This is a genomic window from Aneurinibacillus sp. UBA3580 (assembly GCF_002375825.1).
In the GTDB taxonomy this organism is placed as follows: Bacteria; Bacillota; Bacilli; order Aneurinibacillales; family Aneurinibacillaceae; genus Aneurinibacillus; species Aneurinibacillus danicus.
The window spans coordinates 20032-41210 of record NZ_DFMZ01000051.1 but is presented as its reverse complement, the minus strand read 5'-3'; the positions used below and the strand labels follow the sequence as shown (position 1 = coordinate 41210).

The following is a 21179-nucleotide window of genomic DNA, read 5'->3' as shown; positions in this document are numbered from 1 at the left end:
ATTATTTCGGCTACATGATAAAAAAAATAAGGCAGTAGGAGGACTGCCTTTAAAAAGTACATATAGAATAGCCTTTTAATTCAGCCCGCTGAATTCATCGGCATAAATTTTCTCGTAACGATGTTTATAATACAGTGCGCGCTGAACGTAATGCCGGGTCTCGCCATATGGAATACGGGAGATATGCTCCTCAGTTCCATCCCATATGCCTTTCTCCAGCCACTTCTTTACGTTGCCCGGACCGGCGTTATATGCGGCGATAACTGCATACGGATTGTTGTCGAACATTTCATGCAGGAAGGAAATATACCACGTTCCAAGCAAGATATTCGTATCCGGCTCGTCCAGGTATTCGGTCGCCATCGGCGAAATTTTTGTTTTTTGTATCGCCCATTCCGCCGTCATCGGCATTACCTGCATCAGACCGATCGCACCTTTTTTAGAAACGCGTTTTTTATCAAATTTCGATTCGATTTGGATAATGGCCATGATTAAGTATGGGTCCACATCATACTGTTCCGCCGATTTGCGGATTTCTTCTTTATAGTATACCGGGTACATTGCTTTCCATGTAACAGGCGCGTCCAACAGAAGAAAAACCGCCAGCAGACAGAGAAAAAATATCGTATTCTTTCGACTGAATCGTTTCATCCCCAGCTCCTCATCCGTATCGCTTCATTTATTTACGCGCCTCTTCTTCCCTTATCCAACAGCTTCCCAACCAATTCGTCCACTTGCTCTTCCGTCTCCGTGAACGTGCCGCTATTATCAATGACGTAATCCGCCCGGCTTTTCTTCTCCTCGATCGACATCTGCGAAGCGATGCGGCGCATTGCTTCTTCCTCATCGTATCCGTTTCTTTCCATCAAACGTTTTAATTGCTGTTCTGCCGTACAATATACGACAACTACCTTTTCCACCATATATTCAAGCTTTGACTCATACAACAGGGGAATGTCCATCACAATTAAAGCTATGCTCTCCTCCTGGGCTTCTTTCATCAACTGCCTCATACGTGCACGCACAGCAGGATGAACAATAGCGTTTAAATCCAGGCGTGCCTGTTCATCAGCAAAAACAATCGCTCCCAGCTTTACCCGATCCAGCTCTTCATTCGCAAGCAGGATATCTCGTCCGAACCGCTCGACAATAAGAGACCAGGCTTCTTCACCTGGCCGAACAACTTCACGCGCAATAATATCCGCGTCAATAATACGGGCCCCGCGTTCTGCAAGCATCCGCGACACCGTGCTCTTGCCGCAGGCGATGCCACCCGTCAGCCCAATAACCATAGCTCTCTCAACTCTCTCTCACATCATTTTGAAAAAACCGCACAATATCAGAAGAATTCCCGGCAAATACGTCATTCGCTTCAGCCACCCGGCTTCCGAATACGTAAATCCCAGCTTAAGTCCCGACAGGATAAACAGGCAGCTCACACTCCCGATGACGAATGCCGTCACCCAGGGCTCGTAGCCGATGAGAGCCGCACCAATTCCTGCGCCGAACGCGTCTACAGAAAGAGCAACGCCCAGAAACATCGCCTCCACTCCGGAGATGGTACCGGAACGATCGAGATCCGCTTCGGTCGGCCGCTTGAGAATCTGCACGACAAGGCCGAGCGCTTTAATCTCAAACGCCACAAGCGACCGCAGCTCCCGAATTGCTTGATTCTGTCCCGCGCTTCCTTCCTCTTCCTCCGCGCCTTGCGACCTTGCGTTATACATCGCCCATAGGCCAATTCCGACTAAAATGGCGCCACCGACATAATGTGTAGCTGTAGGTGTCAGCAGATATCCCAGCCATTTGCCGATATACATAGCAACAAGAATCACAAACGCTGAGCACGAAGTAATGATGATAACGGAACGCACCGGAATTTTAATGCGGCGCATGCCGTACATAATCCCAACCCCGAATCCGTCCAAGCTGACTGCAAAAGCCAGCGCCAGGAGCGAAAAAATATGCAGCATCTTTTTTCCTCCTTCCCCATATCCACCCTTCTCCCGCCATCTCTTTCATGGGCGTCTGGTACAGTATATGAGAACAAGGAAAAGTCGTGCATTCTACTTGCGGGGTTGACAGGTAGGACAGATATGAGTGCCGCGGCCACCGACAACCAATTTCTCAATCGGTGTACCGCATACTACACACGGTTCGCCTGTGCGCCCATACGCTTTTAGCGTATGTTGGAACTGTCCTGCCTCACCCTGTCCGTTTACATACGATTTGATGGACGAACCGCCCAGCGAGATGGATTCCTGCAGAATTTGCACAATGCTCATATGAAGAGCCTCCCACTGCTCGTCCGCTAGCTCACCCGGCATTCGCTCCGGATGGATGCGCGCCTGAAACAGCGCCTCATCTACATAAATATTCCCGAGTCCGACGATAATTTCCTGATTCAGCAGCAGCGGCTTAATTTTGGTTTTCCGATGTTTGGCTCTTTCTTTCAATACATCGGCCGAGAACGTCTCATCCAGCGGCTCCAGGCCAAGTTTATGCAGCGGCGGTCCGGCCATCTCTCTTCCTTTAGCAACAAGATGCATAGTGCCAAAAGTGCGAACATCCTTATAGCGCAACTCTGTACTGTCCGTAAATTGAAAAATAACATGCGTATGCTTTTCCACTTCGTCCCCTGCCTGGTAAAGACCATAGCGGCCTTCCATGCGCAGATGGGAAACTAACACCCAATCATCTAAATAGAACAACAAAAACTTGCCGCGTCGACCGATCTCTTGAATCGTCTGGCCTTTGAGCAGCTCAACAAACAGCATAGCATCATCCGGCTCTTTGATTAACCGCGGCAGGCTTACGATTACGTCAGCAATGGTTTTCCCGACGACCAGCTTAGTTAGCGTGCGCCTGATCGTTTCCACTTCCGGTAATTCCGGCATTTCATTTCTCTCCTCCGTTTACTTCGCTTCATACCAGCTCTTGCCGTAATTTACGTCCACCTTAAGCGGGACATCAAGCGGCAAGGCATTCTCCATGACTTCCGAAACAAGCTTACCCATCGTCTCAAGCTCATGTTCCGGCACTTCAAAGATTAATTCATCATGCACCTGCAAAAGCATTCGGCTTGCCAGCTTCTCTTCTTCGATTCGCTGCGCCATGTTAACCATCGCCAGTTTGATGATGTCAGCCGCCGTTCCCTGAATCGGCGTATTCATTGCCGTACGTTCAGCAAAGCTGCGCAGATTAAAATTGCGGCTATTAATATCCGGCAAATACCGGCGGCGCTTCAGCATCGTCGTTACATAGCCGTTCTTTTTCGCTTCCGCAATAATATTATCCATATATCGTTTTACACCCTGAAATACGGAGAAATACCGTTCGATAAACTCCGCCGCCTTCTTCCGGGTAATGTTCAGATTCTGCGAGAGACCGTAGTCGCTAATGCCGTATACGATACCAAAGTTAACAGCCTTGGCCTGACGGCGCATCAGCGAAGTCACTTCGTCCTCGTCTACGCCGAATACGTCCATTGCCGTCCGTGTATGAATATCCATATCGCGACGGAACGCATCAATCAGATTCTCATCCTGCGAGATATGAGCCAGAATACGAAGCTCGATTTGCGAATAGTCAGCCGCCATGATGAACCAGCCCGGCTCGGACGGCACGAATGCCTCCCGAATCTTGCGTCCTTCCTCCAGGCGAATCGGAATGTTTTGCAGATTAGGCTCGGTACTGCTTAAACGACCGGTTGCTGTCACCGCCTGGTTAAAGGAAGTATGGATTTTACCCGTTTCTTCGCGAATCTCTTTCTTTAATCCCTCAATATAAGTGGATTGAAGTTTGCCCAACTGGCGGAATTCCAGAATAAGCGGGACAATTTCGTGCGCCGATTCCAGCTTCTCTAGTACGTCCGCACTCGTCGAATAACCGGTCTTCGTTTTCTTGATGACCGGCAGTTGCAGCTTATCGAACAAAATCTCGCCCAACTGCTTCGGTGAATTAATATTAAATTCAGTACCGGCCAGTTCGTGAATCTGCTTCGTTAGCCGCTCGAGCTTCTCTGTAAGCTCCACGCCCATTTCATCAAGGCGCTGCCGGTCCACTCGCACACCATGCGTCTCCATATCACCAAGCACGGTTGCAAGCGGCAGCTCCAGGTCGTAAAACAATTCATCCAGCCCTTCTTCTTTCAAAGCCGCATCCATCTTATCGCGCAGGCGATAGATTGTCTCCGCTTTGCGCGCAATATGAGGCCCAAGAATCGACGCTTCCGGAATCGAACGTTTTGCGCCCTTTCCATAGACAGCATCGTCAGAAGCGAGCTTCATGCCGTACCGCTCGGCTACATCACACAGACGATGATTCGTCTCGGAAGGATTGCTCAGATACGAGGCAAGCAGCACGTCAAAACAGATGCCTTCAAGCTGGATGTTCTTCCACGCAAGAGCCACCTGGCTGCGCTTCGCATCGTATACCCACTTCTTCTGTTCGGGATCTGCCATCCACTTGATAAGTGCCGGCCATCCAGCCTGATCAAACGGTACATACAAGCGTACAGTCCCATCTGCCAGACTAATCCCGTGAATCGGGGCACCATGGTAGTTCTCCGCATCCACTTCAACCATGACGGCCATTGGCGAAGTCAACTTGTCCGCCCACGCTTCCCGGTTCTCTTCTGTAATGGTTACGAAATCGATTTCTTCTTGCGCCTGAACGGGTGCGCCATTTGCCTCAGCCGAATTCAATCCAAGACGTTCAAGGAGAGACTTAAAGGCAAACCGTTCCAATACCGACACGACTTTTTCCTGATTATACGGCTGGTATACCGTCTCTTCAAGCGTGACCTCGATTGGCGCATCGCGCAGAATTGTCGCCAGCTCTTTACTCATGCGGGCATCATCCGCGTGCGCCGCAATCTTTTCCTGGAGTTTCTTTCCCTTTATTTCGGAAACATGATCGAGTACGTTCTCTACCGTCTTAAATTCATGCAGCAGCTTGAGCGCCGTCTTCTCACCGACGCCCGGAATGCCAGGAATGTTGTCCGACGCATCTCCCATCAACCCTTTAAGATCGATGATTTGGGCCGGAGTTAAACCATACTTCGCCTCTACTTCCGCCGGCGAATACAGCTCGACTTCACTGATGCCTTTGCGGGTAAGCGCCACCCGGGTTTTGTCGGAAACGAGCTGCAGCATATCTTTGTCTCCGGATACAATCAGCGTTGTAAATCCGTTCGCCTCTGCCTGAGCAGAGATGGTGCCGATAATATCATCCGCTTCGTAGCCGTTCAATTCATAATGTTTAATATTGAATGCATTCAGCAATTCTTTCAGCAGCGGAAACTGCGAGGACAGCTCACCCGGTGTTTTTAACCGTTTTCCCTTATAGTCTTTATATTCTTCCGTACGGAATGTCACCTTGCCTGCATCAAACGCTACTAAAAGGTGTGTCGGCTTCTCTTCATCGAGCATGCGCAGCAGCATGGTCGTAAATCCGTACACGGCATTCGTATATAAACCTTCGTCCGTCGTCAGAAGGGGGAGCGCGTAAAAAGCGCGGCTGGCAATGCTATTGCCGTCCAATACCATTAACTTCTTTTCCATCTATCATCCACGCCCTATCTTTTCCCGTAATATAAGCATATACGCTTTCATCATACCATACACTTTCAGAGCAAAACAAAGCACGGTATCAAACAAAATACGCATCATTCTTCCATAATGCGTGTAGAAGAAGATGCGTATTTAATTTACCTCTGGACGTTGATAAAGGGAATGGCGCCTCCGGTTGTGCTTGGAAGTTTGCCGTCCCATTTCTCGATAGCCTGCTGCTGCGCTTCGATTTCGCGCAGCCTTACGAGTTCAGGCGTAACTTCCTGCTTCTGCAGACGAAGCGCTTCGGCAGTGGCCTGTGCTTTGGTGATCGTTTGCTCTTTCTCAATCTTAATACGCTCAAGGTCCAGCCTGGATTTGAGAGCCTGCTGTTCCGCGATTTGCTTCTGCTCAATTGCACGGTTGAATTCGTCACTAAACTTAAATTCCGTAATATTGATTTCATCAAGCACCATATTATACGTACCCAGTTTTTTAGACAGAATTTCTTTTACCTGCTGGCTGACTTCCGAGCGTCTGGAAATCAACTGTTCGGCGGTATAACGCGCCGTTACAGCTTTTAACGACTCTCCGATAGCAGGGTCAACAATTCTTGTTTTGTAATCCATACCAACATTCTGGTAGAGTTTGTTTACGCCGGCCGGGTCAATATGGAAGTTTACCGCCATATTGGTTGTTACTACCTGCAGATCCTTGGATGCTGCGGAAGCGTTGCTCTCAGCTTTCTGTACGCGAACTTCTACCGGCACGACTTCCTGGATAAACGGAAGCTTAAAATGCATTCCTTCTTCCAGCACCGTAGGCTTAACCGCGCCCAACTGTACAATAATCCCGCGATGGCCGGGATTTACGACAGTAAACGATTCAAACGCTAAAATGACAAGCACGAGGATAGGAATAACGAATTTAAGAATCTTTCCCGTATTTATATTCGGCCCTCCCATTTTTACAACTTTCTCTGACATCTTGTTTCCTCCTTTTGTAATCCTCTTGCTAAGTAATACGGAACATCCTGTAAAAAAGTTTCTTTTTTTAACTATTGTGAGAACTGAAATTTTTATTTATCATAAAACATATTTCAGGAATTCTATCGACAAAATAGGAGAGAGAGATGAAAGAACAACCGGTGGTTTCCCCTTATCTGGCTTTATTTATCGCTACGCTGGCCGTTTCGACATCGGCCATTCTCGTAAAACTTTCGGCTGCACCCGCATCCATTATTGCGACATATCGGCTTTTGTTTACGGTGCTGTTCATGCTGCCATTTGTCTTGTGGAAACACCTGAAGGAAATCAGACTTATTTCGAAGAGAGATTGGATTTTTTCGACGCTTGCCGGTGTTTTTCTTGCACTGCACTTCATTCTCTGGTTCGAATCGCTCAACTACACATCCGTAGCCAGCTCTGTTGTGCTTGTAACTCTGCAGCCGTTGTTTTCCTTCATAGGGGCCTATCTGTTCTTCAAAGAGCGTGTGGCTCTGGCTGGGATTGCCGGAGGGCTACTCGCCGTTGCGGGCAGCGTATTCATCGGCTGGAGCGACTTCCGTTTAGGCGGCACGGCACTCTTCGGCGATGTTCTCGCTCTGCTCGGCGCAGCGACGGTCACAGGATACTGGTTGTTCGGCCAGAGCGTACGCAAACGACTGTCTCTTATGATGTATACGTTTGTGGTCTATACAATTAGCACCATCGTTTTGCTTATATATGACATGGCACTCGGGTTTGCGCTGTTTCCATATTCGAGCCAGGACTGGCTGGTTTTCATCGGACTGGCTATTTTTCCTACGCTGCTTGGCCATACGATATTTAATTGGACAATTAAGTGGATCAGTGCCAACACCGTCTCTATGGCGATTCTTGGAGAGCCTATCGGCGCGGCGATTCTTGCCTATTTTATTCTCAGCGAAAAAATTACAGCCGCCCAAACAATTGGAACGGCTGTCATCTTGTGTGGTATTTATTTATTCATGAGATTCAACCGACCATCAAATGCTAGGCGGGAAACCGGGAAGTCTGGTACTTGGGCAGGATGATTTTAAACGTCGTCCCCCGGCCTTCTTCGCTTTCCACATGAATCATACCATGGTGTGACTCAATCAGATGCTTAACAATGGCCAGACCCAGCCCGGTTCCTCCAGATTCCCGAGAGCGTGCTTTATCCACGCGGTAGAAGCGCTCAAAAATGCGCGGCAGGTGTTCCGCCGGAATGCCTATGCCGGTGTCTGCGATCACCATCTCTACGCTTTTTTCATCCGGCTCACGCAACGTAATCGTAACCTCGCCATTGTCCGGCGTATAGTGAATCGCATTGCTGACGAGATTGAGTACGATTTGCTGCATCCGATCCCTGTCTCCTTCAAGCGTAATATCTTTTTCAGCCGGAAGGTAAATCGCGATATTTTTGGCGCGGGCTTCTTCCCGTACAATCCGGACCGTTTCTTTAATTAATTGGCTCAGGTCTATCTCTTCTACCTTAAGCGGCATTTTCTTTTGTTCAATTTTCGATAAGTCCAAAATATCGGTAATCAGGCGGTTTAACCGGTCACTTTCCTCATTAATAATCTCCAGGAAAGAACGGCTAATCTCCGGATCTTCCAACGCTCCGTCCAACAGTGTCTCTGTAAATCCCTTAATAGATGTAATCGGGGTTTTTAACTCATGAGAGACGTTGGCAACGAATTCGCTGCGCATCTTTTCCAGACGGCGAATAGCCGTGATATCATGCAGCAGTACGATAATGCCTTTAATCTCGCCCTCTTCATTCGTGTACGCTCCCAGGTTGGCGTCAATAATATGTTCTTCAGGGTAATACACGTGAATTTCTTCCCGAATTTTCTCTCCCGTCTCCAGACAGCGATCAATCAACTGGCTCAATCCCGAGCTCTTCCCGATCTCCGTATGGATATGACCAAGGGAATCTTTCGCTTCATATCCGAGCAATTGCTCCGCTGCGGCGTTCATCATGACGATACGCCGCGAATCGCTGACCAGAATCATTCCGCTGAACATGTTATTAAGAATGCTTTCAAGCCGTTTCTCGTTCTCCTGAATGGCGGACATCTGCTGTTCAAGGCTAAGCGCCATGAAGTTAATCGCCTGAGCCAGTTGCCCGATTTCGCCTTTCGCATTCGTACGAATACGATTTTTAAACTTTTTATGTGTGATTCCACGGGCAACGTGTGTAATCTCCTCAATCGGCTGCGTAATGCTTTTGGTAATCCGTGTACTGATAAAACCGAATACTACCAGCGTCAGCACAAGTACCCCGACCAGGCTCACCCATAAATTCCGGACGGTTTCTTGTACCCGCGTAATTTTAATAGATACGCGGACTATGCCTTCGATATTTTGCTCTTTTTTCAGCGGGACGGCTACATAAAGCATGTCATAGTTCAGCGTTGCACTATATCTTATCGACTGGCCCGCTCCGCTTTCAAGGGCCGCCCGAATCTCCGGACGGTTGGCATGATTCGGCAGCGTCTTTGGGTCATGCTCCGTATCGGAAGTTACTTTTCCTGCACGGTCTGTGACCGTAATACGCGCTCCGATTTCCCGGGAAAAACGCTCCATTCGCTGCTGCAGCGCATCCGGTTTCTCCATAAGATTTCCGTAGAGTACGTCGTCGGAAATAATGCGTGCTTCTTTCATAAGCCTATCTTCAAGCACGTCGATATATATTGTCTGCAACATTTTAGCGAAGTAAAGGCCAAGCAGAAGCAGCAATATACCAATAATCAGTAGAAACAAAAAGTTGAGCCGAATACGGAATTTTTGCATGCTATCCCTCTAGTTTGTATCCCAATCCGCGCACAGTCTTTATATATTTAGGCTGCTTGGTATCTTCCTCGATTTTCTCCCGCAGATGACTGATATGGACATCCACAATCCGGGAGTCTCCTACAAAATCATAATTCCATACGGCGTTTAGCAACTGGTCACGCGTCATTACCCGGCCCGGATGGCTGGCCATATACTGGAGGAGTTCGAATTCTTTCGGTGTCAATTCCAAGCGGTTTCCATTAAACAGCACTTCGTATTTCTCCGGGTAAATGACAAGTTGTCCAATCGTAATCATCTGCTCGTCCGATTGATTGGTTTCCTGTTCCTGCTGCTGGCCGCTGCGTCGCAAAATCGCTTTGACGCGTGCCACCACTTCGCGGGGGCTGAACGGCTTTGTCATATAGTCATCTGCGCCAAGTTCTAACCCTAAAATTTTGTCAAATTCTTCGTCTTTGGCCGTCAGCATTAAAATCGGCGTGTTAATTCGCTCCATTCGCAGCTTTTTACACACTTCCATACCATCCATACCCGGCAGCATAATATCGAGCACAATCAGGTCAGGCTTCTCTGTTTCAGCCAGCTTGACCGCTGTCGGGCCGTCTCCGGCTTTCACGACCTCAAATCCTGCTTTCTGCAGATTAAACTCCAACAGTGTTACAATTGATTGTTCATCATCTACTACCAGAATTTTCTTCACACGCTACACCCTTATTTCTTAAATTTTTGCAATTCTGCTTTCGCTTGCTGAACCAAATCATTTGACTCTTTCAATAACAGATCGGCTTTCTGCTCGAATTGTTTGTCCTGCAAATCATAAAACTTGAACAACTCATCATGCGCTTCTATTTTTTTCTTGATTCCCTGAAGAAGCGTTTCCTTGACCGGATCCATCTCTTTCGGCACAGCGGAATTGAACAAATCATCATGCATCGACTTAAGTGCTGTCCGTCCCTGATCAATCGCATTCATGATTTTCGTACGTTTCATGCCTTTTGACGCTTCATTCCTTACATCCGCCAGTACCTTGCTGGAATTGTCCAGCGCTTCAAACGCAGCATCCGACTTTTGCAAGAATTCTTTCTTGTAATATTCCAAATCTTCCTGACTGGCTGAACATCCCCCAAGGAGCAGCAATGCGACCGTAAATAGTACAGCCGTATATATTTTCTTGTTTAACATAACTATATCCCTCCGAAGCTATCATACCCCATAGCAAAAACGAGGCGCAAGATACCGGCCTGTTTTCCACATATTGAAGCAGATGGGAAGGGGATGCGGGTGGAAAAATGAAGTCCCTTCTTTTTCACCCGCACCCTTTCTCCATATCTCTCTATATAAAGCAAGAAGCCTGAACATACAGTCCAGGCTCCCCATATACCGTATAGATTTCTATTGCAACACAGCTATTACACTGCGCACCGCGTCAGCGGATTTATCCAGAGCTGCTTTTTCTTCAGCCGTAAGTTCAAGTTCGTATACTTTCTCGATACCGTTTTTACCGAGCAGCGTCGGTACGCCGAGGTACAGGTCATTGTAGCCATATTCGCCTTCCAGGTATGCGATGGAAGGAATGATGCGTTTCTGGTCTTTCAGGATAGCTTCCGCCATTTCCACCAGGGAAGCAGCCGGTGCATAGTATGCAGATCCGTTGCCCAGCAGGTTAACGATTTCAGCGCCGCCGTTACGAGTACGATCAACGATTGCATCCAGGCGCTCTTTCGGAATCAGGGTTTCGAGCGGAATGCCGCCGGCGTAGGAATAACGAACAAGCGGAACCATCGTGTCACCGTGACCGCCAAGCACAAAGCCGGTTACATCTTTCACGGACACATTAAGCTCCATTGCTACGAATGTACGGAAACGTGCAGTGTCAAGCACACCGGATTGACCAATTACACGGTTTTTCGGGAAGCCAGTTGTTTTGAAGAGAGTATAGGTCATTGCATCCACCGGGTTGGACAACACAAGGATGGTGCTGTTTGGGGCATATGTCTTGATTTGCTCGCCTACAGATTTCATGATACCTGCGTTTGTATTAACAAGATCGTCACGGCTCATGCCTGGCTTGCGCGCGATACCTGCCGTTACGATAACCATGTCAGCGTCTTTGATTTCCTCGTAGTTGGATGTACCGGTTACGCGAGCATCAAAGCCTTGTACCGGACCGGCTTCCGCCATGTCCAGCGCTTTCCCTTTTGTCGGGTTTTCCATTTGCGGAATGTCAACAAGCACAACATCGCCCAGTTCTTTTTGCGCAAGCAGGAATGCAGTGGTAGCTCCGGTAAATCCGGAACCAATAACAGCGATTTTTTTACGTGTGAAAGCCATAACGATTCCCTCCTGATTGAATAAATTGTATATATGCCGCTTTAACATGAAAAGACATGTTACACACATAAGGAAGGGGAAACGTCCGCATGACATGCATGTCTTGCAGGCGTTGCCCCGTAAAAAGCGCATATTCAATCACATGTTCTTAATCAGCGCATCACCAAATTCAGAGCATTTCAGCTCAGTTGCACCTTCCATGAGACGTGCGAAATCGTACGTTACCTGCTTAGAAGCAATCGTTTTCTCGATGGCGCTCAGGATTAAGTCAGCCGCTTCTGTCCATCCCAGGTGACGGAGCAGCATTTCTCCTGACAGGATAACGGAAGAGGGATTCACTTTATCAAGTCCCGCGTACTTCGGAGCAGTTCCATGTGTAGCTTCGAAGATAGCACGACCTGTTACGTAGTTGATGTTGGCGCCCGGTGCAATACCGATACCGCCAACTTGTGCAGCCAGTGCATCGGAGACATAGTCCCCATTCAGATTCAGCGTAGCCACAACATCATATTCGGCAGGACGAGTCAGAATTTGCTGCAGGAATGCATCCGCGATAGAATCCTTCACGATAATTTTGCCCGCTTCTTCCGCTTCAGCCTGTGCTTTGTTTGCAGCATCTTTGCCTTGCTCTTCTGCAATACGATCATACTGCGCCCAGGTGAATACTTTGTCACCGAATTCTTTTTCAGCCACTTCGTAACCCCAGTTTTTAAAGGCACCTTCCGTAAACTTCATGATGTTGCCCTTATGTACCAGCGTTACACTCTTACGTTTATTGTCGATTGCATATTGAATAGCGGCACGCACAAGACGGCTTGTTCCTTCTTTAGAAACAGGTTTGATGCCGATGCCGGATGTTTCCGGGAAACGGATTTTGTTTACGCCCATTTCATCTTTTAAAAACGCGATGACTTTCTTCACTTCATCGCTGCCTTCTTGCCACTCGATGCCGGCATAGATATCTTCCGTATTCTCGCGGAAAATAACCATATTTGTCAGTTCAGGGTGTTTTACAGGAGAAGGTACGCCTTCGAAATACTGTACCGGTCTTACGCATGCATATAAGTCGAGCTCCTGGCGCAACGCTACGTTGATGGAGCGGATACCGCCGCCAACCGGCGTAGTCAAGGGGCCTTTGATTGCAACCAGGTATTCATTGATAGCTGTAAGCGTATCTTTCGGCAGCCATTCACCGTACTTATTAAAAGCCTTCTCGCCAGCATATACTTCGTACCAGGCAATTTTCTTTTCTCCGTTGTACGCTTTTTCTACAGCCGCATCAAGGACACGAACCGCCGCATTCCAGATATCCGGGCCGGTGCCGTCCCCTTCAATGAAAGGAACAATTGGATTATTTGGAACATTCAGCGTACCTGTGCTGTCAACCGTAATCTTCTCTCCATGTGTAGGCATTTCATACTTTTCGAAAATAGACACCTAATACCCCTCCCAAAATATGTATTACAGCAGGTCGGGACTCTCTCCTGACTGCCTAATATAAAATGAAAGCAGGAAAGGGGCACTATGTAACCCCTTGCCTAAACTTCATTTCGCGTATGTTTTAGCGCTCCTCAAGCGGAACGTAGTGAGCATTAACAGGTCCTACATATTCGGCACGCGGACGAATGAGGCGGTTGTTTTCGTATTGTTCAAGAATGTGTGCCGTCCATCCGGACATGCGGCTGATGGCGAAAATCGGCGTAAACAAATCGCGCGGAATGCCTAAGCTGTGGTAGACGGATGCGGAATAGAAGTCTACATTCGGCTTCAATCCTTTTTTCGACGTTACCATGTCGTCGATTTTTACAGACATTTCATACCACTGCGGCTGACCGGTAATGCTTGTCAGTTTTTCGGACATTTTGCGCAGGTGTTTCGCACGCGGGTCACCGTCTTTGTATACGCGATGACCAAAGCCCATGATTTTCACCTTTTGTGCCAGCTTTTCATTAATATATTCTTCTACATTCGCCGGATCTTTAATCTCTTCAAGCATGGCCATAACGGCTTCATTCGCTCCGCCGTGCAGCGGCCCTTTCAGTGCGCCGATGGCAGAGGTAATACCGGAATAAATATCAGACAGAGTAGCTACCGTAACACGAGCTGCAAACGTAGAAGCGTTCAATTCGTGGTCAGCATGCAGGACAAGCGCCGTATCGAGTGCGTCGATAGCGATTTGTTTCGGCTCTTCGCCATTCAGCATGTAAAGAAAGTTTTGCGCGAGTCCAAAGTCCGGACACGGAGCCACCACTTCTTTACCTTCGCGGATGCGATGATACGCCGCAACCACGGTCCCTACTTTTGCCTGCAGGCGGATCGCTTTACGCAGATTCGCTTCCCTGGACATGTCTTGCGCTTCCGGATCATACAGAGCCAGAGCGGAGATCGCCGTACGGAGAACAGCCATCGGATGGTTACCTTCCGGGCTTGCCTTCAAAAGCGCAATCACATCTTCTGGAATTGTAGCGTTTTCAGCTAAGTCTTTCTTCAATTGAGCGAGCTCGTCGGCTTTCGGCAGGCGTCCATGCCACAATAAATACACGACTTCTTCGAATGAAGCGTTTTCCGCAAGTTCATCAATATTGATACCAGCGTATGTAAGCACCCCGTCGATGATGGAACTAATAGAAGACTGAGCTGCTACAATTCCTTCTAATCCTTTTGCTGACATAGTACTATCTCTCCTTTATCCCTAAATTTATCTGTCGGACGTCCACTCGAAGCGCTCCTCCATCTTTCAGGGATGCCACAGAGGGCATAAAAAAAGAGAGAGGACACTTCTTCAGTTTCAGAACAATTATAGAATATTTCATCTGATTTGTGAATGTTTCTTTAAAAAAATGTGAAATATTCCACAACGTACACAAAATCTTGCTTTTTTGTCCACAATTATCATAACCTAAAATTAAAAATTACGAAAGTGTCAATCCAATGTCGCATTAGCAAAGGAGATTGAAATGGACACATCCTTACTTTACCATCGGCTGTTTCAGGTACTGCGATTCCTGCTTGTTGTAGGGATTATTTACATCGCTTATAAACTTATATTGTTTCTTACCCCTTTACTATACCCATTCATCATCGGTTTCATCATCGCGTACCTGATTAAACGTCCTGTGGATTTACTCGAGCACCGGGCGCGATGGCCGCGGTGGCTGGCGGTTTCGGTCGTGCTAACCGTCGTGATTTCACTCCTTGTCGGTATCGCAACCGTACTGGTGGCACAGATCATTATCGAGATCGGCAAGTTGTTGGAAATGCTACCCATCTATATCGATCAACTTTCCAACTATACGAAAAATTTTATATCACGCAGCCTGCAGTCCAGTCTTTATGAACGCTTCATGAATCTATACAGCAACCTTGATGCCAGCTATCAGGAGAAAATTCAGGAAAATGTCGGAAAGACGATGACAAGAATCGCCCAGACCGGAACGAATATAACCAAAACTTTCCTTGGAGGTATCAGCCATCTGCTAAGTTCCATCCCGAACACTGCCACAGTGCTGGTTATTTCAGTATTATCGGCTTTTTTCATCAGCAAGGACTACCATAAAATCATAGCCAGAACGAAAAGCGCCATTCCGGCCGAATATGTAAGTAAAGCATCTGGTGTCGCGGATGATTTGCGTAAAGCGCTCCTCGGCTTCATTAAGGCTCAAGTTACGCTCATTTCAATTACGGCAGCCATTGTAATTATCGGGCTCTTGATTCTAGGCGTACCCTATGCAGTTTCGATCGGGCTTTTAACCGGGCTGGTCGATCTGATGCCATATTTAGGAACAGGCGCCGTGTTCGTTCCCTGGATTGCGTATGCAGGTTTCGAGGGGGATTTTCGTCTGGTTATCGGGCTTTCTATTCTGTATGCTATCGTGATTGTCCAGCGGCAGATCACAGAACCGAAAATTGTCGCTACGAATGTAGGTCTTGACCCGCTTCTTACGTTGATCGCGCTGTTCGTGGGACTCAAGTTATTCGGATTCCTCGGTCTCATTCTCGGACCTGTGCTGCTCGTAGTAATGAATGCTCTAAGAAACGCGGGAATCTTCCGGGATGTTTGGACATTTATTAAGGGAACCCCGCCTATATAAAAGCCATAAAAAACAGAAAAAATGAAGCAATAATTAAGATGAAATCAAAAAAGCTTACAGCCCAGGCCGTAAGCTTTTTTGGTTAGAATCGGTTAAACCGGTTGAACGTAAATACATTGAATTGACCATTACGAATTTTCTTGTCCAACCATCGCTTGGTACATAGCCTGGCAATCCCGCGTGTATACGGAATGAGCAGGGAAAAACCAAGAAAATCCGTGAAAAATCCGGGTGTCAGGAGAAGAAGACCGCCCATGAATACGAAAATCCCGTCCAGAATAACTTCTCCGGGCATCTCCCTGCGGCTTAGCTGCAGCTGCGCCAGCCGGAAAAACTGTAGTCCCTGCCGTCTGGCAAGCCAGGCTCCCGTTACTCCGGTCAGAATGCATAACAATAGCGTAGGGACCCAGCCGATTGCCTTTCCCGTAGCCATCAGCAGCCAGATTTCCAGTATCGGTATAAGCAGGAGTAGCACAATTAGCACGCGCAGCATACCTTCTTCCCCCTTCCATCTACCATTCGTATTGTTTCATTAACGTATAGAGTTCCGGCATCCGTTTTTCCAGACGAACTGGCTTTAGGTCGGTGGATGTCCACACATGATGCGTCTCACCCGACGCCAGCAACTCACCTTCGGGAAGCCGAAGCACTTCATATCCGAGCAGTAGACGCACGCCCTCGCAACGGATAACTTTTGTCCGCACTGTAAGTTCATCGTCATAACGGGCAGCCTGCTTATACTTTACGTTCGCTTCCGTTACGGGAAGCATGAACCCCAAATCTTCAAACCGCCGATAAGAGAATCCCATCTGGCGGATCATCTCCGTTCTTCCTACCTCGAACCACACCAAATAATTAGCATGATACGCAACCTGCATCTGGTCCGTCTCCTGGTAACGAACCCGCACAGTTGTCTCAAACCACTTCTCTGTGTCGTTCATATCTATCCACCGTTTCTCCGTTATTTATAGAATTCGGGCAAATCCGGCATAAATGCGTCCACTCGACGGGTCGACCGTTACTTCATCTCCATCGGCGAATACCCGAGTTGCGTTCGCTACGCCCACCACAACAGGAATACCAAGATTTAGCCCCACTACCGCGGCATGGGACGTCAGGCCACCCTCTTCGACTACCAATGCGCTTGCTTTCTCAATCAGCGACATCATATCACGGTCCGTCGCCCTGGCAACTACGATATAATTTGAGCCGTCCTCAGGTGGAATCTCATTTCCGTCCTTCACTTTCAATACCCTGCCGGTGGCAGTATTATGGCCGATGCCCTGCCCGCGCGCCACGACGTCACCTACAATATGCACTTTCAGCAGGTTGGTGGTTCCCGGTTCGCGCACCGGTACACCGGCTGTAATAATCACCAGGTCTCCGCGTTTCACAACACCGGAGAGGACGGCGGTGCGGACGGAAATGTCGAGCATTTCATCCGTGCTCTCCGTCGCTTCACTGTGCAGCGAGATTACGCCCCATACAAGCGCCAGCTTGCGGCAAACGCGCGGATGCGGCGTAACAGCGATAATCGGCGCTTTCGGGCGGAATTTCGATACCATGCGCGCCGTATGACCGCTTTCCGTAGCGGTAATAATGGCACGTGCATCCAAATCAAAGGCCACATTCGCCACAGCCTGGCTGAGCGCATCCGGGATGGCCGTCTGTTTAACGACGGAATTCGTATGCAGAATTTCACGATATGCAAGCGCACTCTCTGTCCGTTCAGCAATTCGATTCATCGTTCTTACGGCTTCCACAGGGTATTTCCCGGCTGCCGTCTCGCCGGACAACATAATCGCATCCGAGCCGTCAAAGATTGCATTTGCCACATCGCTCGCTTCAGCACGGGTCGGGCGCGGATTGCGCTGCATCGAATCAAGCATCTGCGTCGCAGTAATAACCGGCTTACCGGCCTCGTTGCAGCGGCGAATCAGCTCTTTCTGCACCAACGGCACTTCTTCAGCCGGAATTTCCACACCGAGATCACCACGCGCCACCATCAGTCCGTCAGAGACGGCCAATATATCCGCCGCATTCTTGACTCCCTCATGGTTTTCAATCTTGGAGATAATCTGAATATCCGCACCGTGGCGCTCTAAAATCTCACGGATTTCCAGCACGTCCTCCGGCTTTCGGACGAACGAAGCTGCGATAAAATCGATATCCTGCGCAATACCGAATTCAATGTCTCTCGCATCTTTCTCCGTAATGCCGGGAAGCCCGATTTGTACACCCGGTACATTAACCCCTTTTCTATCCTTCAATATGCCTCCATTACGGATGCGGCAATATATTTCTGTTCCCTCTACCTTTTCGACAGTCAATCCGATGAGACCGTCATCGATAAGAATGGTGCAACCTGGATAGACATCATTTGGAAGTCCTTCATACGTGATTGAGACACGTTTTGCATTTCCCTTGATTTCTTCCGTGGTCAGCACAATCGTCTCACCTTCTACAAGTTCCACGGATGCCTGCTCCAGCACGCCTGTGCGAATTTCTGGTCCCTTCGTATCGAGCAGAATCGCCACGTTTTTGTTAAGTTCCGATGCCGCCTGACGAATCGCCGCAATCCGGGCGCCGTGCTCTTCGTGTGAGCCGTGGGAAAAATTCAAGCGGGCTACGTTCATTCCCGCCTCCATTAACGCTTTCAGCGTTTCAATCGACTCGCTTGCAGGACCAATAGTACATACAATCTTCGTTTTTCGCATCGTTTGCTGACCTCCTAGATAGATTCTGTGAGAGCTGCATACCGTCCTATCGATTTGTATTTTTCATAGCGGTCGGCCACCAGTTCTTCCCGGCTCATGTCCGTGAGTTCTGCGAGATGGCCTTTGATCGCGTCACGCAAAGAAGCCGCTGTTTGCGCGAGATGACGATGAGCACCCCCCATAGGCTCAGGTATGATTTCATCCACAACGCCCAATTCGTATAAATCACGGGCTGTAATTTTCATCGTCTCCGCCGCACGCTGCGCCTGGCTTGCATCTTTCCACAGGAGCGCCGCCGCCCCTTCCGGAGAAATAACGGAATAGAAGGCGTTCTCCAGCATCAACAGCCGATTTCCGACACCAAGTGCCAGCGCACCGCCACTGCCGCCCTCACCAGTCACGATACAAATAATCGGCACTCCAAATGATGCCATCTCACGCAGATTGCGGGCGATTGCCTCGCTTTGTCCGCGCTCTTCCGCCGCTTTGCCCGGATACGCACCCGGCGTGTTGATAAAACAAATGATCGGCCGATTGAACTTGTCCGCCTGCTGCATAAGGCGCAGCGCTTTACGGTAGCCTTCCGGGTGGGGCATGCCGAAGTTACGTGCAATATTTTCTTTTGTATCGCGGCCTTTCTGATGTCCCATTACGGTGACAGGACGACCATTGAATTTGGCGATACCGGCAACAATCGCCGCGTCGTCTCCGTACAGGCGGTCTCCGTGCAATTCGATAAAATCGGTAAACAGCTCGTTTATCAAATCGAGCGTTGTCGGACGTTCCGGATGCCGCGCCAGTTGCACCCGCTGCCACGGAGTCAAGTTTCCGTATATCTCCTGGGCCAGTGATTTTGCCCTCGCTTCCAATTTTACAATCTCATCGGTAAAATCTATATCTTTTTCTTCCGTAAATTTGCGCAGCTCCTCGATTTTCGCATTCAGTTCCAGGAGCGGCTTCTCAAATGGTAATTCTCCGGCCATTAGTTTGCCCTCCTTACTGTATGCATGTCAAGAATTTTCGCGAGCGTGTCGCGCAATTCTTTACGGGGTATAACTTTATCAAGCTGCCCTTTTTTCAACAGGAATTCGGCTGTCTGAAAATCCTCCGGCAACTCCTGGCGAATGGTCTGTTCGATAATGCGCCTTCCCGCAAAACCGATAAGCGCTCCCGGCTCGGCAAAATTATAGTCGCCGAGCGAAGCAAAGCTCGCCGATACGCCACCGGTTGTCGGGTTGGTCATCACGGAGATATAAAGTCCGCCGGCGGCGCTCAGTTTGGCCAGCGCCGCACTTGTTTTCGCCATCTGCATTAAACTGAGTACGCCTTCCTGCATGCGTGCGCCTCCAGACGCTGAAAACAGGATAAACGGATACTGCTTTTCAATGGCCTGTTCGATAGCGCGGGCAATCTTCTCCCCGACGACCGACCCCATGCTTCCCATCCGGAAACGCGAGTCCATCACGGCGATGACGGCCGGATATCCTTTAATGGTTCCTTCACCCGTAACCACCGCTTCGGATAGTCCGGATTTCTCCATATCCTTCTCCAGTTTCGGCATATAATCAGGAAAATTGAGCGGATCTGCAGACAGAAGCCCGCTGTCGTATTCAAAGAAATGGCCTTCATCCACCAGCATGGCAATCCGCTCAAACGCGGTCATAGGAAAATGGTGGCCGCATCCCTGGCATACTTTCAAGTTTTTCTCAAGTTCTTTCGCATAGGCAATCGTTCCACATTTGGGACACTTCGTCATCAACCCTTCCGGCACTTCTTTTGCCATTGGTTTGTCTTCTTGGACTTGTCCCGTCTGTACCGTCGCGTAGCGACGTTTTTTATAAAAAATGTCTTTTAACAACACGATACACCTCTCTTCAGGCATCAATGAAGAATTGCGCTCAATACTTCCTGCACTTCCCGTACTTCTCCGGCAGGAACAAGAATTTCATACTGCCTGGATACACCGGACTGGCGAATTTTCACGAGGAATCCTTCGGCTGTAAGCTTATCCTGAATTCGTTCCGCAATCTTTGCGCTATGGGCAATGTAGATGACCGTCCACATTCCGGCTCATCCTCCTTACCAAATATATGTTGCCTATCACCATTCTAAACCTTTTTTGCAGAATTTGCCTTACTTATCACTCCCATGCGGAGAAAGGTTATAAGATGCTATTTTCCAGATGAATGCTCATGCGGTGTACAGCCTCATCTTCATCGCCCCGCCGAATCGCCTCAAGAATCGCCCGGTGTTCCTTGAATCCTTCTTCCGCTCTCCCTTCTCTGGAAAGAGAGCTCTCTCGGACGGTTTTACTGTATTCAATGAGCGGAACCCACATCCGGTGCAGCACCGAATTGCGGCTGGACCTACAAATGGCCCGATGGAACAAATAATCTTCTTCCGTCGGCACTTTTCCTTCCCGAATCCGCTCTTCTCCCTGTTGAATGATGCGCTCCATCTCGGCGAAATGTTTCTCACCTGCCCGCTTGCATGCCAGGCGTACGGCATCAATCTCCAGGATTTTCCTCATCTCTACCAGATCATTTCTTGTTTTGTAATCTTTTAAAATGTACGCTCCGAGTAGATTAATGAGCTGATTGTGTCGATAATGCTGAATAAACGTCCCCTCACCGCGGCGCGTTGTAATCAATCCGAGCAGCTCCAGCGCCCGCAGCGCCTCCCGTACGGAAG

At 48.7% G+C, this 21179-nt stretch carries 21 protein-coding genes; 2 read left to right on the top strand and 19 right to left on the bottom strand.

The features are described 5' to 3' along the window. Positions 1-75: 75 nt before the first annotated feature. From B2899_RS08320 to B2899_RS08295, 6 genes are all read right to left on the bottom strand, one after another. On the bottom strand, positions 76-651 hold the full coding sequence (locus tag B2899_RS08320; protein ID WP_146807939.1) for a lytic transglycosylase domain-containing protein: 576 nt from the start codon (positions 649-651) through the stop codon (positions 76-78). 32 nt (positions 652-683) lie between these two features. Continuing rightward, positions 684-1292 (bottom strand): dephospho-CoA kinase, encoded by a 609-nt coding sequence (coaE, locus tag B2899_RS08315; RefSeq protein WP_286885019.1) that lies wholly within the window; start codon positions 1290-1292, stop codon positions 684-686. An 18-nt stretch (positions 1293-1310) separates the two neighbouring features. Continuing rightward, the gene (gene ytaF, locus B2899_RS08310) at positions 1311-1973 is read right to left on the bottom strand and encodes a sporulation membrane protein YtaF (RefSeq protein WP_286885017.1); all 663 of its coding nucleotides are present in this window, start codon (positions 1971-1973) and stop codon (positions 1311-1313) included. Between the two features lie 93 nt (positions 1974-2066). After that, positions 2067-2897 carry a DNA-formamidopyrimidine glycosylase gene (gene mutM, locus B2899_RS08305; RefSeq protein ID WP_146807936.1) on the bottom strand — a complete coding sequence of 277 codons (831 nt, stop codon included), beginning with the start codon at positions 2895-2897 and terminating at the stop codon, positions 2067-2069. Between the two features lie 18 nt (positions 2898-2915). Further along, entirely contained in the window at positions 2916-5564 is a 2649-nt protein-coding gene (polA, locus tag B2899_RS08300) for a DNA polymerase I (RefSeq protein WP_286885015.1), read from the bottom strand. Positions 5565-5710: 146 nt separating this feature from the next. Further along, complete coding sequence (locus B2899_RS08295) at positions 5711-6538, bottom strand: prohibitin family protein (RefSeq protein WP_146807934.1); 828 nt, start codon at positions 6536-6538, stop codon at positions 5711-5713. Positions 6539-6684: 146 nt separating this feature from the next. On the opposite strand from B2899_RS08295, the gene B2899_RS08290 reads away from it, so the two are divergent. Further along, entirely contained in the window at positions 6685-7605 is a 921-nt protein-coding gene (locus tag B2899_RS08290) for a DMT family transporter (protein WP_146807933.1), read from the top strand. Here B2899_RS08290 and pnpS read toward each other — a convergent pair. From pnpS to citZ, 6 genes are all read right to left on the bottom strand, one after another. After that, a complete protein-coding gene (pnpS, locus tag B2899_RS08285; protein ID WP_286885011.1) occupies positions 7565-9349 on the bottom strand; it encodes a two-component system histidine kinase PnpS in 1785 nt (594 codons plus the stop codon). The two genes, B2899_RS08290 and pnpS, sit on opposite strands and share 41 nt — an antisense overlap. A 1-nt stretch (position 9350) precedes the next feature. After that, positions 9351-10049 (bottom strand): response regulator transcription factor, encoded by a 699-nt coding sequence (locus B2899_RS08280; protein ID WP_146807931.1) that lies wholly within the window; start codon positions 10047-10049, stop codon positions 9351-9353. 11 nt (positions 10050-10060) lie between these two features. Beyond that, positions 10061-10531 (bottom strand): hypothetical protein, encoded by a 471-nt coding sequence (locus B2899_RS08275; protein WP_286885007.1) that lies wholly within the window; start codon positions 10529-10531, stop codon positions 10061-10063. 210 nt (positions 10532-10741) lie between these two features. Then, positions 10742-11680, bottom strand: a complete 939-nt coding sequence (mdh, locus tag B2899_RS08270) for a malate dehydrogenase (RefSeq protein ID WP_146807929.1) — start codon at positions 11678-11680, stop codon at positions 10742-10744. A 138-nt stretch (positions 11681-11818) separates the two neighbouring features. Then, positions 11819-13093 carry an NADP-dependent isocitrate dehydrogenase gene (icd, locus tag B2899_RS08265; RefSeq protein WP_146807948.1) on the bottom strand — a complete coding sequence of 425 codons (1275 nt, stop codon included), beginning with the start codon at positions 13091-13093 and terminating at the stop codon, positions 11819-11821. A 148-nt stretch (positions 13094-13241) separates the two neighbouring features. Further along, positions 13242-14351, bottom strand: a complete 1110-nt coding sequence (gene citZ / locus B2899_RS08260; protein WP_146807928.1) for a citrate synthase — start codon at positions 14349-14351, stop codon at positions 13242-13244. Positions 14352-14637: 286 nt separating this feature from the next. Here citZ and ytvI point away from each other — a divergent pair, with 286 nt between their 5' ends. Beyond that, a complete protein-coding gene (gene ytvI / locus B2899_RS08255; RefSeq protein WP_146807927.1) occupies positions 14638-15771 on the top strand; it encodes a sporulation integral membrane protein YtvI in 1134 nt (377 codons plus the stop codon). Between the two features lie 82 nt (positions 15772-15853). Here the strand turns inward: ytvI and B2899_RS08250 are convergent, their stop codons facing one another. From B2899_RS08250 to B2899_RS08220, 7 genes are all read right to left on the bottom strand, one after another. Beyond that, the gene (locus B2899_RS08250; RefSeq protein ID WP_286885002.1) at positions 15854-16264 is read right to left on the bottom strand and encodes an FxsA family protein; all 411 of its coding nucleotides are present in this window, start codon (positions 16262-16264) and stop codon (positions 15854-15856) included. 19 nt (positions 16265-16283) lie between these two features. Continuing rightward, on the bottom strand, positions 16284-16712 hold the full coding sequence (locus B2899_RS08245; RefSeq protein WP_286885000.1) for an acyl-CoA thioesterase: 429 nt from the start codon (positions 16710-16712) through the stop codon (positions 16284-16286). A 24-nt stretch (positions 16713-16736) separates the two neighbouring features. Next, complete coding sequence (gene pyk / locus B2899_RS08240) at positions 16737-18488, bottom strand: pyruvate kinase (RefSeq protein ID WP_146807924.1); 1752 nt, start codon at positions 18486-18488, stop codon at positions 16737-16739. 14 nt (positions 18489-18502) lie between these two features. Beyond that, positions 18503-19471, bottom strand: coding sequence for an acetyl-CoA carboxylase carboxyl transferase subunit alpha (gene accA, locus B2899_RS08235; RefSeq protein WP_146807923.1), 969 nt, complete (start codon positions 19469-19471; stop codon positions 18503-18505). Further along, the gene (accD, locus tag B2899_RS08230; RefSeq protein ID WP_286885103.1) at positions 19471-20346 is read right to left on the bottom strand and encodes an acetyl-CoA carboxylase, carboxyltransferase subunit beta; all 876 of its coding nucleotides are present in this window, start codon (positions 20344-20346) and stop codon (positions 19471-19473) included. The genes accA and accD overlap by 1 nt, the downstream gene beginning before the upstream one ends. A gap of 23 nt (positions 20347-20369) precedes the next feature. Continuing rightward, positions 20370-20552, bottom strand: a complete 183-nt coding sequence (locus B2899_RS08225; protein ID WP_146807922.1) for a glutamate decarboxylase — start codon at positions 20550-20552, stop codon at positions 20370-20372. A gap of 97 nt (positions 20553-20649) precedes the next feature. Continuing rightward, on the bottom strand, positions 20650-21179 hold a 530-nt coding region (locus B2899_RS08220; protein ID WP_286884996.1), incomplete at its 5' end, for a FadR/GntR family transcriptional regulator.

Coding starts and splice junctions, on each gene's coding strand:
- B2899_RS08320 (WP_146807939.1), bottom strand. CDS start 651: ATGAAACGATTCAGTCGAAAGAATACGATATTTTTTCTCTGTCTGCTG.
- coaE (WP_286885019.1), bottom strand. CDS start 1,292: ATGGTTATTGGGCTGACGGGTGGCATCGCCTGCGGCAAGAGCACGGTG.
- ytaF (WP_286885017.1), bottom strand. CDS start 1,973: ATGCTGCATATTTTTTCGCTCCTGGCGCTGGCTTTTGCAGTCAGCTTG.
- mutM (WP_146807936.1), bottom strand. CDS start 2,897: ATGCCGGAATTACCGGAAGTGGAAACGATCAGGCGCACGCTAACTAAG.
- polA (WP_286885015.1), bottom strand. CDS start 5,564: ATGGAAAAGAAGTTAATGGTATTGGACGGCAATAGCATTGCCAGCCGC.
- B2899_RS08295 (WP_146807934.1), bottom strand. CDS start 6,538: ATGTCAGAGAAAGTTGTAAAAATGGGAGGGCCGAATATAAATACGGGA.
- B2899_RS08290 (WP_146807933.1), top strand. CDS start 6,685: ATGAAAGAACAACCGGTGGTTTCCCCTTATCTGGCTTTATTTATCGCT.
- pnpS (WP_286885011.1), bottom strand. CDS start 9,349: ATGCAAAAATTCCGTATTCGGCTCAACTTTTTGTTTCTACTGATTATT.
- B2899_RS08275 (WP_286885007.1), bottom strand. CDS start 10,531: ATGTTAAACAAGAAAATATATACGGCTGTACTATTTACGGTCGCATTG.
- mdh (WP_146807929.1), bottom strand. CDS start 11,680: ATGGCTTTCACACGTAAAAAAATCGCTGTTATTGGTTCCGGATTTACC.
- icd (WP_146807948.1), bottom strand. CDS start 13,093: ATGCCTACACATGGAGAGAAGATTACGGTTGACAGCACAGGTACGCTG.
- citZ (WP_146807928.1), bottom strand. CDS start 14,351: ATGTCAGCAAAAGGATTAGAAGGAATTGTAGCAGCTCAGTCTTCTATT.
- ytvI (WP_146807927.1), top strand. CDS start 14,638: ATGGACACATCCTTACTTTACCATCGGCTGTTTCAGGTACTGCGATTC.
- B2899_RS08250 (WP_286885002.1), bottom strand. CDS start 16,264: ATGCTGCGCGTGCTAATTGTGCTACTCCTGCTTATACCGATACTGGAA.
- B2899_RS08245 (WP_286885000.1), bottom strand. CDS start 16,712: ATGAACGACACAGAGAAGTGGTTTGAGACAACTGTGCGGGTTCGTTAC.
- pyk (WP_146807924.1), bottom strand. CDS start 18,488: ATGCGAAAAACGAAGATTGTATGTACTATTGGTCCTGCAAGCGAGTCG.
- accA (WP_146807923.1), bottom strand. CDS start 19,471: ATGGCCGGAGAATTACCATTTGAGAAGCCGCTCCTGGAACTGAATGCG.
- B2899_RS08225 (WP_146807922.1), bottom strand. CDS start 20,552: ATGTGGACGGTCATCTACATTGCCCATAGCGCAAAGATTGCGGAACGA.